General features: G+C 55.6%; 11 protein-coding genes. 3 read left to right on the top strand and 8 right to left on the bottom strand.

Features of this window, described 5'->3' with window-relative positions; genetic code table 11:
• Window positions 1-42: 42 nt before the first annotated feature.
• The 3 genes from MKY86_RS07070 to MKY86_RS07060 form a co-directional block, all read right to left on the bottom strand.
• Window positions 43-1626 (bottom strand): UDP-glucose--hexose-1-phosphate uridylyltransferase, encoded by a 1584-nt coding sequence (locus tag MKY86_RS07070; RefSeq protein WP_076082670.1) that lies wholly within the window; start codon window positions 1624-1626, stop codon window positions 43-45.
• 81 nt (window positions 1627-1707) lie between these two features.
• Window positions 1708-2694, bottom strand: coding sequence for a UDP-glucose 4-epimerase GalE (gene galE / locus MKY86_RS07065; RefSeq protein ID WP_036696662.1), 987 nt, complete (start codon window positions 2692-2694; stop codon window positions 1708-1710).
• Between the two features lies 1 nt (window position 2695).
• Window positions 2696-3877, bottom strand: a complete 1182-nt coding sequence (locus MKY86_RS07060; protein WP_445669894.1) for a galactokinase — start codon at window positions 3875-3877, stop codon at window positions 2696-2698.
• Window positions 3878-4103: 226 nt separating this feature from the next.
• Between MKY86_RS07060 and MKY86_RS07055 the strand changes: the two genes are divergently transcribed.
• The gene (locus MKY86_RS07055; protein WP_076082667.1) at window positions 4104-4961 is read left to right on the top strand and encodes an AraC family transcriptional regulator; all 858 of its coding nucleotides are present in this window, start codon (window positions 4104-4106) and stop codon (window positions 4959-4961) included.
• A 110-nt stretch (window positions 4962-5071) separates the two neighbouring features.
• Here MKY86_RS07055 and mgrA read toward each other — a convergent pair whose 3' ends face one another.
• From mgrA to MKY86_RS07035, 4 genes are all read right to left on the bottom strand, one after another.
• Entirely contained in the window at window positions 5072-6070 is a 999-nt protein-coding gene (mgrA, locus tag MKY86_RS07050) for an L-glyceraldehyde 3-phosphate reductase (RefSeq protein WP_076082664.1), read from the bottom strand.
• Window positions 6071-6168: 98 nt separating this feature from the next.
• A complete protein-coding gene (locus MKY86_RS07045; RefSeq protein ID WP_076082661.1) occupies window positions 6169-6909 on the bottom strand; it encodes an NAD-dependent protein deacylase in 741 nt (246 codons plus the stop codon).
• Between the two features lie 40 nt (window positions 6910-6949).
• A complete protein-coding gene (locus tag MKY86_RS07040) occupies window positions 6950-7720 on the bottom strand; it encodes an HAD family hydrolase (protein ID WP_076082644.1) in 771 nt (256 codons plus the stop codon).
• Between the two features lie 47 nt (window positions 7721-7767).
• Window positions 7768-8517: an alpha/beta hydrolase gene (locus MKY86_RS07035; protein WP_076082642.1), complete on the bottom strand. Its 750-nt coding sequence runs from the start codon at window positions 8515-8517 to the stop codon at window positions 7768-7770.
• Between the two features lie 213 nt (window positions 8518-8730).
• Here MKY86_RS07035 and MKY86_RS07030 point away from each other — a divergent pair, with 213 nt between their 5' ends.
• Window positions 8731-9771 carry an acyltransferase family protein gene (locus MKY86_RS07030; RefSeq protein WP_076082640.1) on the top strand — a complete coding sequence of 347 codons (1041 nt, stop codon included), beginning with the start codon at window positions 8731-8733 and terminating at the stop codon, window positions 9769-9771.
• Between the two features lie 258 nt (window positions 9772-10029).
• Window positions 10030-11715 (top strand): dihydroxy-acid dehydratase, encoded by a 1686-nt coding sequence (ilvD, locus tag MKY86_RS07025; protein ID WP_036722581.1) that lies wholly within the window; start codon window positions 10030-10032, stop codon window positions 11713-11715.
• A 209-nt stretch (window positions 11716-11924) separates the two neighbouring features.
• Here the strand turns inward: ilvD and MKY86_RS07020 are convergent, their stop codons facing one another.
• The gene (locus MKY86_RS07020) at window positions 11925-13295 is read right to left on the bottom strand and encodes a polysaccharide deacetylase family protein (protein WP_076082638.1); all 1371 of its coding nucleotides are present in this window, start codon (window positions 13293-13295) and stop codon (window positions 11925-11927) included.
• Between the last annotated feature and the right edge of the window lie 222 nt (window positions 13296-13517).

Genomic DNA, 13517 nt, shown 5'->3' with positions numbered 1-13517 from the left:
TCCCAAAGGAGCGATTTCTTTGTACATTCATTCTATCCAGACTTAGTTAAAACCGCTGCTGTTCAGGAACCGGCGGAAGGCCGCCTGCCCTTCCGGCGTGCGTTTGTAGACTCCGGCATGCTCCAGAATGTGAGTGAACTTCGTACCCACCTCATTCTGGATGGTCTTCACCGCTTCTTCTCGGTTCAGAGAGGTACCGAAGCGGCTTACCAGTTCGGTAATCCATGAAGTGTGTAGCGCCAGCGGATGCTCCTGGCCTTGGCTCTGGACATCTCCGAGAAGCGCAGTGTCGCCCGCCAATATGCCAGCGATGGCGTCAAGCTCTTCCTTGAGCCGCCCCGGCAGAATCGCCAGGCCCATGACCTCAATCAGGCCGATGTTCTCCTTCTTGATATGGTGCATCTCCCGGTGCGGGTGGAAAATCCCTTCGGGATATTCTTCGCTGGTCCGGTTGTTGCGCAGCACCAGATCCATCTCGTAGCCGCCGTCCTCTGCCCGGCGCACGATAGGGGTAACGGTATTATGCGGCACGCTCTCGCCGTCCTCTTCACTGAACGCCAGCACTTCGGCGGCCGGATCGCTATACGTCTTCCAGGACTCGTAGATATGGTTGCCCGCCTCCAGCAGCACTGCCGGATCTTCCGCATGCATCCGCAGCACGGACATCGGCCACTTCACAGTGCTTAAGCTGACGCCGGGATAAGAGGCATGGGTGAAGGTTTCCTCTTTGGGCGCCTTCTGGATCGGGAACGTATGCCGTCCGCCCTGGAAGTGGTCATGCGTCAGAATCGAGCCGCCGACAATCGGCAGATCGGCATTCGAGCCGATGAAATAATGCGGGAAGGCCTCCACGAAGCTAAGCAGACGCTTCAGCGTATCCTTCGTCAGCTTCATCGGCACATGATCGTGGTGGAACACAATGCAATGCTCGTTATAGTAGACATACGGCGAGTACTGGAAGAACCACTTCTCGTTGTTCATCGGGAGCGGGATCACGCGCAGGTTCTGACGCGGCGGGTGATTGACCCGGCCGGCATAACCGACGTTCTCGCGGCATAGCTGGCACTTCGGATAGACCGGAGGCGGAAGCAACCGGGCCATGGCGATTTCCTTCGGACTTTTCTCCGGCTTGGAGAGGTTGATCGTCATCTCAATATCCCCGTACGGCGACTCCTGAAGCCAATACACATTCTTCGCTACACGGTCCATACGGATATAGTTGGAATCAATGCTCAGCTTATAAAAACGGTCCGTTGCCGCCTGAATGCCCTGCTCCGCCTCGATCGCGGCGAACTCCGCATTCACCTCAGACGGGCGGGCCATCAGAAGGCCCATAATCTTCGCATCCAGCAGGTCGCGGTACGTATCCGTATTCTCCGGGATCAGCCCGAGACTGAACCCGTAATCAATCAGCTGGTCCAGCGGGGCCTGCGGGCTGTCCAGCGGACCTTCAGTGAACTCGCCGGGATACGGCTCGCTGAAGCCGAACTGGTCCAGGAGTTCATTGCGGCTGTAATCCACATCTGCTGGCTGGATAAGTCCCGTATGTCCGGCAAACAGAACCAGCTGTTCAATCGCATACAGCGCCTTCTCAGCGGCAGCAGCCGTACTATTATCGTTCTGCATTTCATTTCTCCTTCTATGGTGCCTTATGCGGCGCTTTGCATTCTGTCTATTTCACCTTCGGGCAACAAGCAGAATTGCTTCTTACTCCCCGTACCCTTGCGGATTGGCAGAGTGCCAGCTCCAGGCGCTCTGAATAATGCCTTCCAGATCGGCATGCTGCGGGTCCCAGCCCAGAACCTTGCGGGCTTTGTCAGAGGAAGCGACGAGTACTGCCGGATCTCCGGCGCGGCGGTCCTGAACCACAACCGGAATGTCCAGGCCGGTAACCTTCTTCGCAGTCTCAATGACCTGCTTCACAGAGAAGCCCAGGCCGTTGCCAAGGTTGAAGATATTGCTTGCACTGCCGCTGCGCAGATAAGTGACTGCACGGACATGCGCATCCGCCAGGTCGCTGACATGGATGTAGTCGCGTACGCAGGTTCCGTCTTCTGTCGGATAGTCTTCCCCGAACACTGCAATATTCTCGCGCTGCTTCAGCGCAGCCTGGAGCACCAGCGGAATTAGATGGCTCTCCGGACGGTGGTCTTCGCCGATCTTGCCGCTGGCATGTGCGCCTGCGGCATTGAAGTAGCGCAGCGCCACATATTTGATGCCGAGCACTTTGTCGAACCAGGCCATCATGCGTTCCATGGTCAGCTTGGTCTCGCCGTAGACATTCGCAGGCTCGGTGCGGTCAGTCTCTTCGATAGGTACCTTTTCCGGTTCGCCGTAGGTGGCGGCAGTGGAGGAGAAGACGATTTTATCCACACCGGCATGCTGCATGGCTTCGAGAAGACACTGCGTTCCATAGACATTGTTGTCGTAGTATTTAACCGGGTCCTTCATACTCTCACCCACCAGGGAGCTGGCTGCGAAGTGAATCACCGCTTCGATCTCATTCTCGGAGAACAGCTTCGCCAGCAGCGCCTTGTCGCGCAGGTCGCCCTCGTACAGCTTGCCGCCCAGCAGCGCCTCGCGGTGCCCTGTCAGCAGATTGTCAATCACCACAACCTCTTCACCGCGGTCCAGCAGCTCTGCTACTGTGTGTGAACCGATGTATCCTGCGCCGCCCGTTACCAGAATCGCCATCTTATTTCACTCCTTTCAATTCTTCCACGCCGTTGCCGATGCCACATACATAGAATTCGCCGGTCAGGCCGGTTCTGTTCTTGTAAGCTTCACCTACTTCAGCGATGAACCGCTGCACATCATCCTCATGCACCAGAGATACCGTACATCCCCCGAATCCGGCCCCCGTCATCCGTGATCCCAGTGTGCCAGGAATGCGCTGCGCTTCTTCCACCATCACATCCAGCTCCTCGCAGCTGACTTCATACAGGTCGCGGAGGGAGACATGGGAGTCATTCATGTACAGGCCGAACTGCTTCAGATCATTGTTCTTCAGCACCTCCACCGAGTCAAGCACACGCTGATTCTCCTCCACCACATGGCGGGCGCGGCGTCTGACGGTTTCGTCTGTAATTTTATCCTGATGAAGCTCGAATTGTTCAGGTTTCAGCTCAGCCAGATAAGACAGGCCCGGCACCTCTTGCTTAAGAATAGCCAGAGCCTCGTCACACTGGCTCCGGCGCTCATTGTACTTGGAGTCCACCAGACCGCGCTTCTTGTTCGTGTTGCCGATGACCAGCTTATAGCTGCCTGTCACAAAAGGTACGAGGCTGTATTCCAGCGTATCGCACATCAGCAGGATGGCATGGTCGCGCTTGCCGTTGGCTACAGCGAACTGGTCCATAATACCGGAGTTCACGCCGACATACTGGTTCTCCACACGCTGGGACAGCAGGGCCAGCTCCACCGTATCTATCTCTCCGCCAAGCAGCGTCAGGAAGGCGAAGCCTGTGACTACCTCGATCGAAGCGGAAGAGGACAGACCAGAGCCGTTAGGAATTTCACCGTGGAACAGGAGGTCATAGCCGCCGGATAGCGGAAGATCCTTCTTGGCCAGTTCTACCAGCACACCCACCGGATAGTCAATCCATTCGCCGGTCTTGGCTTTGCCGATCTCGCTATAGTCAATAGAAGCTTCGTAAGGTAAATTCGTCGATGCGAATTGAACCTTGCCGTCTACACGCGGGCGCACGATCAGCGTGGTGCCGAAGTCCAGCGCGGCCGGGAAGACGTAACCTCCGTTGTAGTCCAGATGCTCTCCGATCAGATTCACGCGGCCCGGAGCGTAGAATACCCTTGCTTCTTCCTTGCTTTCCCCATATTTCTCAATAAATTTGCTGTTCAGTTCCTGTGTGCTCAACATTGCCACTCCACCCTTTCGCTGCTTGCGCTTTGGAATTCAACTTACGTCCTTCATGCTTACATTATAATAAAATCAGACTTGCCCTGATAATGCAATCATGTGTGCAATATATGGACAAATGTGACTTCCGTCTCTGAAGAGACTATACTCGGTATGAGGAAAAGTGAACGGGCGCTCCCTATACACTTAGCTATGGAAGCGTTCTGCTCAGGAAAGGCGGCTTGCAGTGCAACATACCTATTCAGTAGGATCAAATCCTGTCTATTACGATAAGCAGCTGCTGCATGTACTCTTTGCAGGAGAGAGCCAGACCCTCCCGCTGCATCAGGCAGGTCCCAAGATCTACGATTACTATCTGCTCCATTATATTGAATCAGGCTCCGGGGTCTTCCGGACAGAGGAGCATACGTACGAGCTGGGAGCCGGAGACTGCTTCCTAATCCACCCGGGCCAGCTGGTCAGCTACATCTCGGATCAGCAGGAGCCCTGGCGCTACCGCTGGGCTGCCTTCACCGGCGCCGATGCCGGACAGCTTGCGGAGCAGGCGGGCTTCGCGCCGCTCGCCCCGGTGCTGTCTACCGCAGGCGGCAGTGTAATACCCGGAGCGCTTGCCGGGATGATGTCCGCCTTCTATGCCAATAAGGAGAGTGCCGCCCTGACCTCTCTGGGGTATCTGTACCTTATCGCCGGCGAAGCGGCGGAGCTGCTGGTCTCCTTCACCCGGCTGCCGGGTGCGGAATCACAGATCAAGCGGACGGTGAAGCAGATGATTCACTACATGGCTTCTCAGTATGCCCATCCGGTCTCGATTGAACAGATGTGCGGCTCTCTGGGGTATAACCGCGCTTACCTCTCCCGCATCTTCAAGCAGGAGACGGGGCTCTCTCCGGTCACTTACCTGCTGAAGCTGCGGGTGGAGAAATCGCGCCAGCTGCTGCGTGAACGTCCCGAGCTGTCCGTGGAGCAGGTAGCGGCATCGGTCGGACTGACTGATGCCCTGTATTTCTCCCGGCAATTCAAGCGTTTCTACCGCCAGTCCCCCACCGCTTACCGCCAGGCCACAGTGAACCCTGGAGAGAAATAGCTATATCGCCTAGAGCAACAGCCCGTCTCCTGAACAGGAAGCGGGCTGCTTGCATGGTTATCTATGGAAGCCGGACCTTATGGCAGCTCTTAGGCTGAGCGCCTTAAGCTTCACTCCTCTGTCTTAAGGATCGTTTCGATCCGGTCCAGCTCCTCCTGCGTGAAGTCACTGTGGGACAGCGCGGCGATATTCTCTTCGATCTGGCTGACCCGGCTGGCGCCGATCAGCGCCGAGGTGATCCGGCCGCCGCGCAGCGTCCAGAGCAGGGCGAACTGGGCCAGACTCTGGCCGCGCGTTACGGCCATCTGGTTCAGCGCGTGGATTCTGCGCAGCACCTCCGGCGTAATCCGGCTCTCATTCAGCGCTGCCGAAGGTCCGGCTGCCCGGGAATCTCCGGGAATGCCGTTCAGATATTTATTCGTCAGCAGACCTTGCGCCAGCGGAGTGAAGGCAATACTGCCCACCCCATGCTCCTCCAGCACATCCTGAAGCCCGCCTTCAATCCAGCGGTCCAGCATGGAATACCTCGGCTGATGAATCAGCAGCGGGGTGCCCAGCTCCTTCAGGATCGCAATAGCCTGCTGCGTCTGCTCCGCCGTATAGTTGGACAAGCCGATGTACAACGCTTTGCCTGAGCGTACAGCATGATCCAGCGCTCCCATCGTTTCTTCCATGGGGGTGTCCGGGTCCGGACGGTGGGAATAGAAGATATCCACATAGTCCAGTCCCAGCCGCTTCAGGCTCTGGTCCAGACTAGACAGGATATATTTACGTGAACCCCAGTCCCCGTAAGGGCCGGGCCACATCGTATATCCCGCCTTGGTCGAGATCACCAGCTCGTCACGGTACGGCGCGAGATCCCGGGCCAGCACCTTGCCGAACAGCTCCTCCGCCGATCCGGCCGGAGGCCCGTAGTTATTCGCCAGGTCGAAGTGGGTGATTCCAAGATCAAAGGCACGGGTAATCATCCTGCGGCCATTCTCAAAGGCATCAATGCCGCCGAAATTATGCCACAGGCCCAGTGAGATGGCCGGAAGCTTGAGACCTGACCTGCCGGTGCGGTTGTAACGCATTCCTTCATACCGTTCATCACTAGCCACATATACCATGTTATATCCCTGCCTCTCGTATCTCTTTTGTGAATACCCTTCTTTAAACACACGGCCTCATAAGTAATCTTGTTCTATAAAAAAAGACTGACTGGGCGTTAGCCCAGCAGTCCCTGCACTCTACCCAGCACATCTCCGATACGCTCTGTAATAATCAGGTCTGCCTGATCGTCATACGGGGTAGGCTCGCCGTTAAGCAGTACTGTATGCTGTCCCCTGAAGTAAGTGACCAGGCTTGCAGCAGGCTGAACGGTAAGCGAGGTACCGCCGATGATCAGCAGATCCGCCGCTGCAATGGCATCCACGGCTTCAACCAGCACTTCATGATCGAGCGCTTCTTCATAGAGCACCACATCCGGCTTGATGATGCCCCCGCAGTCCTCACAGCGCGGCACAGAGCCTTCCTGCTCCAGCCATTCCTCCAGGCCGTAATAGCGCTGGCACCCCATGCAGTGATTGCGGTGGATAGAGCCGTGCAGCTCCAGAACCCGGCGGCTGCCGGCAATCTGATGGAGGCCGTCGATATTTTGCGTAATGACCGCCTTCAGCCTGCCGCTCTCCTCCAGCTCCGCGAGCAGCCGGTGGGCCCCGTTCGGCTTCGCTCCGGGATGAATCATCTTGCTGCGGTAGAAATCAAAAAAAATGTCCGGCGAGGACATAAAAAAGCTGCGGCTGAGCATCACCTCAGGCGGATAGGGGGAGTTGTGCTGTGTCTGGTACAGACCGGCTGCCGAACGGAAGTCCGGGATGCCGCTCTCCGTCGATGTTCCGGCACCGCCGAAAAAGACGATATTATTGCTTTTTTGAATCCAGGAAGCCAGTAGCTGTAATTGTTCCATGATCTACACCTGTCCTCTCTGTACCTCATTCGTAATGCATTCAGATTGTTAAGCGGAGCGCGTTATAGCCGGATACCACAATATCCGCATCCAGCAGATGGTCTGTCCTTCCGTCCGGTGAGATTCCGACCGCAAGGCGCAGTCCCGCCCCACGGCCCAGCTGCATATCCGCATTGCTGTCACCGATAATCACTGTGTCTTCGGGACGCAGCTCCAGCTCCCGGCAGGCCTTCTCGGCCATCTCCGGTGCAGGCTTGCCGTACTTTACCCGGTCGCGGGTAACCACCGCCCCGAAGTACCCGGAGATGCCAAGCCATTCCAGATGCTCGCGGGTGGTGGACAGATTGTCAGAGGTCACAACGCCAAGCTTCAATGAAGCGACGGCACACTGCTCCAGGAATGGCAATACTCCCGGCATGGGTACAGCCGTACGGCGGCGGCGAAGCTCATTCATGGCCTCCTTGGAGATGGCATTCACTCGCGTCACCGCTTCATTCCAGGGGACACCCGCTGTATAGAGCTGCCAGGCCAGAATTCCGGTGGATTCCTCAGCCGTTGCCATGGAGAGCGGACCGGCGGGATCATAACCGGTAATTCGTCCGGAAGCATCATGCGTCGTCCCCAGCACCGGGGCCAAATCTGCTCCCCTTACAGGTCTGCTGCCCATTAAAGTCAGCTGGCTGCCCAGCCCCTCAAGCACCAGTTCGGCCCAGCTGCCCCAGGTGGCCAGGAGATCAAGCAGCGTGCCGTCCTTATCGAACAGGATGCCGCTTACGGGAACGGAGAGTTCATTGATGTGCAATACAGGCATTCCAGCGCTCCTTCCGCATAAGTTATATTACTTCAGGTATTCGTTGTTCATTTGCTCTGGCGCAGATTCCCCAGCCAGTCCAGCATCGCCCGGACGGTCCGTGTCTGCTGTTCATCTTCGGTAATCGTAGCGGTCCCGTCACCCTTTTGCGCGCCATAGCTGCCGAATTGGGCATGGTTACCGCCGTCAACCGACACATATACGGTATTGCCCGGCAAATAGGAACGCCCTTTGTTATAGCTCTTCTGGTCTACGACCTCATCCTGCGTGCCAAGCACAGACAAGACGGATAGCGTGGTGTCCTTCAGGCTGCCTTTCTCATCGGGATACGAGGCCAGAAAAAAAACGCCTTCCAGCTGGCCGGCATGATCCGCAGCGAAGCGTGAAGCCATTACGCCGCCGAGCGAATGCCCGCCCAGGACGAAGGACTGCTTCGGATGCACGCGGATAATCTCTTCGGCGGCATCCCCTTTGATTACAGCCAGATTAAGCGGCATTCTGGCAATGTAGAACGGGTGACCGGCAGCGGCAACTTTACGGGCCAGCGGCGCATATGCTTCTGCCTTGACCAGTGCTCCCGGATAAAAGATTACGGCGGTGCCGAGCACCACTGAGGGCTCGAACGAGATCCAGTTGTCATTCTGCTCTACAGTGACTCCCCCGGCAGAGATCAGAGCCGTTTCAGCCCGTGCCTCCGGTTTATACGGAGTCAGATATCTCCATATAAACACCCCCGCCGTCAACAGAACCAACACCACTCCGATAAGCACACGGCGTCTGATTATATTCTTTTTCATTAGTGTTCACTCCCGATTCCTGCATACTGAAAATTATAAGGGAATCGGTGAATTCAAACAACCTTCAAGACTTCGCCACATCTGGCCCTATCCATTTCCAATGATAGCGCTTACCGTTGTGATGTATTTCACAATTTATTGTCCGGAAATCATGTATTTTAAAATTAAAGTATTAAACCCTACGCAAACCCTAATTTCATTGGAGGTTACGTCATGCCCCGGGAAAGCCCGCTGGACGCGCGCGGAGAGACCTTTTTTCTTAATCTGCGCTTCATGCTTATTGTAACTGTCTTCGTGGCCAATGCGATCGAACCCCTGATTCAGGAAATGAGCGGACTTCACACGCTTTACCAATGGATCTTCAGTTTTCATATGCCGCTGTTTGTGCTGGTAACCGGATACTTTGCCCGTTCAAGCTTGCATGGAGCACCTGGGCGCAAGGTGCTGCTGCAGATTGCCCTGCAATATGTTATTTTTCAGAGCCTTTACTCCCTACTTGACGCCTCCCTGTTTCATGTCAATAATATACAGCATTCCTTCTTCGCTCCTTATCTGCTGCTCTGGTTCCTGGCCAGCCACATCTGCTGGCGCCTGCTGATGCTGGGCATGAGCCGCTGGACCCGCAGCGCCCAGCTGGCCTTCGCTGTTACCGCAGGGGTCGCCGTAGGTTATTTGCAACTAGACGGGATCTGGTTCAGCATCAGCCGCACCTTTGTGTATCTGCCCTTTTTTGTGATCGGATACCATTTCTCCTTCGGGGCATTCGTGAAGCTGTATCAGCGGTATGTCAAAAGCATTGCCGCCACCGCTTCGCTCCTGCTGCTCCTTGCTCTCAGCCTGCTTGACGGTAATCTCCCCATAGGCTGGCTATACGGCAGTATGACTTATATGCAGCTTGGCGCCCATGAATGGTACGCGGGGCTGTTCCGGCTCGCGGTCTATGGCCTGCAATTCATCGCTTCCCTGGCATTTTTGGGTCTGGTGCCTTACGGGTTAAGCCGCATGACCGGCCTGGGACGCCGGACCCTCTATGTTTTTCTGCTGCATGGCTTTGTGGTCCGCACGGCGGTGATTTCCGGATTGTATACCTATATCGGCAACCCGGCCGGAGCAGCGCTGCTGCTCGCTGGTGCAGTAGGATGTACGGTGCTGCTCGCCCAGCCTGCGGTCAGACGGCTGCTGAACCCGCTCGTGGAGCCGTCCGTAGAGTGGATGATCTCCCTGCAGCGTGCCGCCATCCGGCGCTCTCTATAGAATGAAGCTGGCATTCTATATCAATTTGCCGAAGTCTATCCTATACGGAATAGGCTTCTTTCTGTATATTAGCCCAGACTTTACATGCGTGACCCCCCGACAAACTTCACACTGCCCGGTAGAAAAAACAGGATTTTTGTGATAGACTCTCTATTAACGTTCGTAACCAATCACCGCAGATACGTATATTTCGGGATTGCAATGCGTTAATGCGGCACTATATTCGCTTTACCAATATTGTTAGGGGGAAAAGTCATCATGGCAAACAAGAAAATGCGATCAGATATGATCAAAAAAGGCTTCGACCGCGCTCCTCACCGCAGCCTTTTGCGGGCAGCAGGCGTTAAAGAAGAGGATTTCGGCAAACCGTTCATCGCGGTCTGCAATTCCTATATCGATATTGTTCCGGGTCATGTGCATCTGCAGGAATTCGGCAAAATCGTGAAGGAAGCCATCCGTGAAGCCGGCGGGGTTCCATTCGAATTCAACACGATCGGCGTTGACGACGGGATTGCCATGGGTCATATCGGTATGCGTTATTCGCTGCCAAGCCGCGAGATCATTGCCGACTCTCTGGAAACGGTAGTATCCGCGCACTGGTTCGACGGTATGGTGTGCATTCCCAACTGTGATAAAATCACCCCGGGCATGATGATGGGCGCACTGCGCGTCAACATCCCGACAATCTTCGTCAGCGGCGGGCCGATGAAGGCCGGCGTAGACAGCAAAGGCAAGAAGCTCTCCCTCACTTCTGTATTTGAAGGCGTTGGCGCGCATCAGGTCGGCAAGATCAACGATGCTGAGCTGCTCGAACTCGAACAATACGGCTGTCCTACCTGCGGATCATGCTCCGGCATGTTCACTGCCAACTCCATGAACTGTCTGGCTGAAGCTATGGGCCTTGCGCTTCCGGGCAACGGCACCATCCTGGCCGTAGCCGAAGAACGCAGAGACTTCGTCCGCAAGTCAGCAACCCAGCTCATGGAGCTGATCAAGCTGGACCTGAAGCCGCGTGATATCGTAACCCAGGAATCGCTGGACAATGCCTTCGCGCTGGATATGGCAATGGGCGGCTCGACCAACACCGTATTGCATACCCTGGCACTTGCTCAGGAAGCCGAAATCGATTATCCGCTGGAACGCATCAACGAAGTAGCCAACCGGGTTCCTTACCTGGCCAAGCTGGCTCCGGCCTCCGATATCTTCATCGAAGATGTGGACCGGGCGGGCGGTGTAAGCGCCGTGCTGAACGAATTACTGAAGAAGCCGGGCGCAATCTTCGGGGATTGCATGACGGTTACCGGCAAGACACTGGCCGAGAATGTAACCGGCCATGAGATCCAGGATACATCTGTTATCCATACCATCGACAACCCCTATTCCCAAGTTGGCGGATTGGCTGTACTCTACGGCAACCTGGCGCCGGAAGGCTCCATCATCAAGGTGGGTGCCGTGGATGCTTCTGTTGGCGGCTATCACAAAGGACCTGCCATCTGCTTCGACTCTCAGGAAGAAGCACTGGAAGGTATCGCGAACGGCAAGGTCAAAGAAGGCCATGTGGTCGTTATCCGTTATGAAGGTCCGAAGGGCGGACCGGGCATGCCGGAAATGCTGGCGCCGACTTCGCAGATCGTCGGTATGGGCCTGGGCGCCAAGGTCGGCCTGATCACGGACGGACGGTTCTCCGGTGCCTCCCGCGGGATCAGCATCGGCCACATCTCGCCGGAAGCGGCTGAGGGCGGCCCGATCGCTTTTGTAGAGGATGGCGATATTATTGAGCTGGACCTCAATAACCGCAAGATCGAGCTGCTGGTTGACGAGGAAGTGCTGGCGGTCCGCCGCCAGGGCTGGAAAGAATTCGAGCCGAAGGTGAAGACCGGTTATCTGGCCCGTTACTCCAAGCTGGTTACCAATGCAAGCAAGGGCGGCGTGCTGAAGATCTAATCGTTAGAGCCGCGGCCTTAAGCAAATGTAATGATGATATGAGCAGCTCCAACCGCGAATGCGGCCGGAGCTGCTCTTTTTGTTGCAGGAATTGAAGCTTTGAGGAGAAGAATGTTGCATCATGTGCAGGAACTAAAAAACCGCCAGCCCTGATAGGCCAGCGGAGATTGTAATCAATATAAGTGCATTAAACTGTGTATGCTTCGTCTTCAATGAACTACCGTTGCTCCGGGAAGCTCAGCTTCAAGCGTCCGTTCCTCTTCGTGTACCCGCTCCACATGCTTGTGCGGAAGCTGACGGTTCATCTGGTCCAGAAGCTGCGATACCGGCATCAGTATCATCTTGGGCACCAGTTGGTCACTGCGTTCCTTAAGTCTTGAGCCGCCTGACGGATGAATCACACTCATGAGAATACTAAGGTAGAACTTGGTGCTGCTGGCGAACAGTCCGCTGGGCAGATCCAGTACGATGAAGCCGAACTTCTCCGGCCCGCGGTTGATCATGCTGACTCCGTAGAGCGCTTTGGCTTCAGCTAGCTCCACATCACCGCAAATCCGCTTGGCCAGCACCGGCAGATCCTTCTCCATCCGGCGGATCAGGCGGATCGCAAGCTGGGCAGTGGAACGGGAATGAACTCCCAGCTCGAATAGCTGCCTGTTATCGAAATGCAGCTCGATCACCTTGTCGCCCTTGCTTAAGGTCTCGCCATTATCCATGTGGACCGTTCTGCCCTGGTACTTGCGCAGCCGGTAATGCAGGAACGGGTCTTCCTGCGAGATTGTCTTGATCTGGAACAGCAGCTGAAAGAGCTTCTCCCAGCCCAGCCATAAACCGACAAGCAGCCGCTTGCCGAAGGACAAATGCGTAATCGGGGAGCGCTGCACCGCCTTGATCATCTCGTCAATCCGGACGCTGTGCAGTCCGCGCCGATCGGCCTCGGCCAGCATCCGCTCCAGCGCAATCAGCATATGCTCCGGTGCATTCGGATCAGCGCCGATCGTCGTACCGCAGTCATGCAGCAGCAGCACCTCCCCCGGGCCGAGCTTTGCAATGAGCTTCTCGGTCAGCTTCTCCGCTCCAAGCTTCTCCTTCCAGTCGCCGAACATCGCCGACCACAGCACAATCTGCACCTGACGGCGTTTGGAGAAGTCGAACAGGTTCACGATTCCCCAAGGAGGACGGTAATAAGTGCTGCGCTCGCCGGTAATGGAGAAGATGATCTCGTCCGTCCGGTCAATCTGCTTCCTCACCGTGGCGGGACGCATCAGCCAGTTCGTCTTGTGCACATAATTATGAATTCCGATCAAATGCCCTTCGTCATGCATTCGCTTGATGATCTCGGGGTGCTGCTCCGCGTGCGAGCCAACGACAAAAAAGGTCGCCTTCGCATCGTAGCGTTTAAGCAGATCGAGCAGCAGCGGTGTATAATGCGGGTCTGGCCCGTCGTCAAAGGTCAGGCCGTAATCCGTACGCCCAATTCCTTTGCGGAAGACACGATAACCAAATAAACGGCTGATCATACCGGGAATAAAAGCATAAAAGGTAGAGATATAAAATAGCCAGAGCAGCAAAGTCTGCATGTACAATCACCGCTTTTCCAGAGTTGACTTTGGCTCGCCTTACGTCTGTTAGGAGATAGATGTGATACGGCCAAGTAGAGTAAGTAGAAGCGACAGCTTTAAAAAACATCACCTCCTAGTTTAACACAGCTGCCAAAGAAATAGACGTTTTTTATTAAAATCGTGTACAATGAGTTGAAGTGCAGGTTACAAATTCATCTTCACAAAGGGGTCGTTTAAATC

The organism is Paenibacillus sp. FSL R7-0333 (genome assembly GCF_038000365.1).
Taxonomy (GTDB): Bacteria; Bacillota; Bacilli; order Paenibacillales; family Paenibacillaceae; genus Paenibacillus_AQ; species Paenibacillus_AQ silagei.
Note: the sequence above shows the minus strand (reverse complement) of the source record. Positions and strands in the feature narration are given on the sequence as shown.

Excerpts from the sequence above, each read along its gene's own strand:
- MKY86_RS07070 (WP_076082670.1), bottom strand. The coding sequence starts at position 1,626 with ATGCAGAACGATAATAGTACGGCTGCTGCCGCTGAGAAGGCGCTGTAT.
- galE (WP_036696662.1), bottom strand. The coding sequence starts at position 2,694 with ATGGCGATTCTGGTAACGGGCGGCGCAGGATACATCGGTTCACACACA.
- MKY86_RS07060 (WP_445669894.1), bottom strand. The coding sequence starts at position 3,877 with ATGTTGAGCACACAGGAACTGAACAGCAAATTTATTGAGAAATATGGG.
- mgrA (WP_076082664.1), bottom strand. The coding sequence starts at position 6,070 with ATGGTATATGTGGCTAGTGATGAACGGTATGAAGGAATGCGTTACAAC.
- MKY86_RS07045 (WP_076082661.1), bottom strand. The coding sequence starts at position 6,909 with ATGGAACAATTACAGCTACTGGCTTCCTGGATTCAAAAAAGCAATAAT.
- MKY86_RS07040 (WP_076082644.1), bottom strand. The coding sequence starts at position 7,720 with ATGCCTGTATTGCACATCAATGAACTCTCCGTTCCCGTAAGCGGCATC.
- MKY86_RS07035 (WP_076082642.1), bottom strand. The coding sequence starts at position 8,517 with ATGAAAAAGAATATAATCAGACGCCGTGTGCTTATCGGAGTGGTGTTG.
- MKY86_RS07030 (WP_076082640.1), top strand. The coding sequence starts at position 8,731 with ATGCCCCGGGAAAGCCCGCTGGACGCGCGCGGAGAGACCTTTTTTCTT.
- ilvD (WP_036722581.1), top strand. The coding sequence starts at position 10,030 with ATGGCAAACAAGAAAATGCGATCAGATATGATCAAAAAAGGCTTCGAC.
- MKY86_RS07020 (WP_076082638.1), bottom strand. The coding sequence starts at position 13,295 with ATGCAGACTTTGCTGCTCTGGCTATTTTATATCTCTACCTTTTATGCT.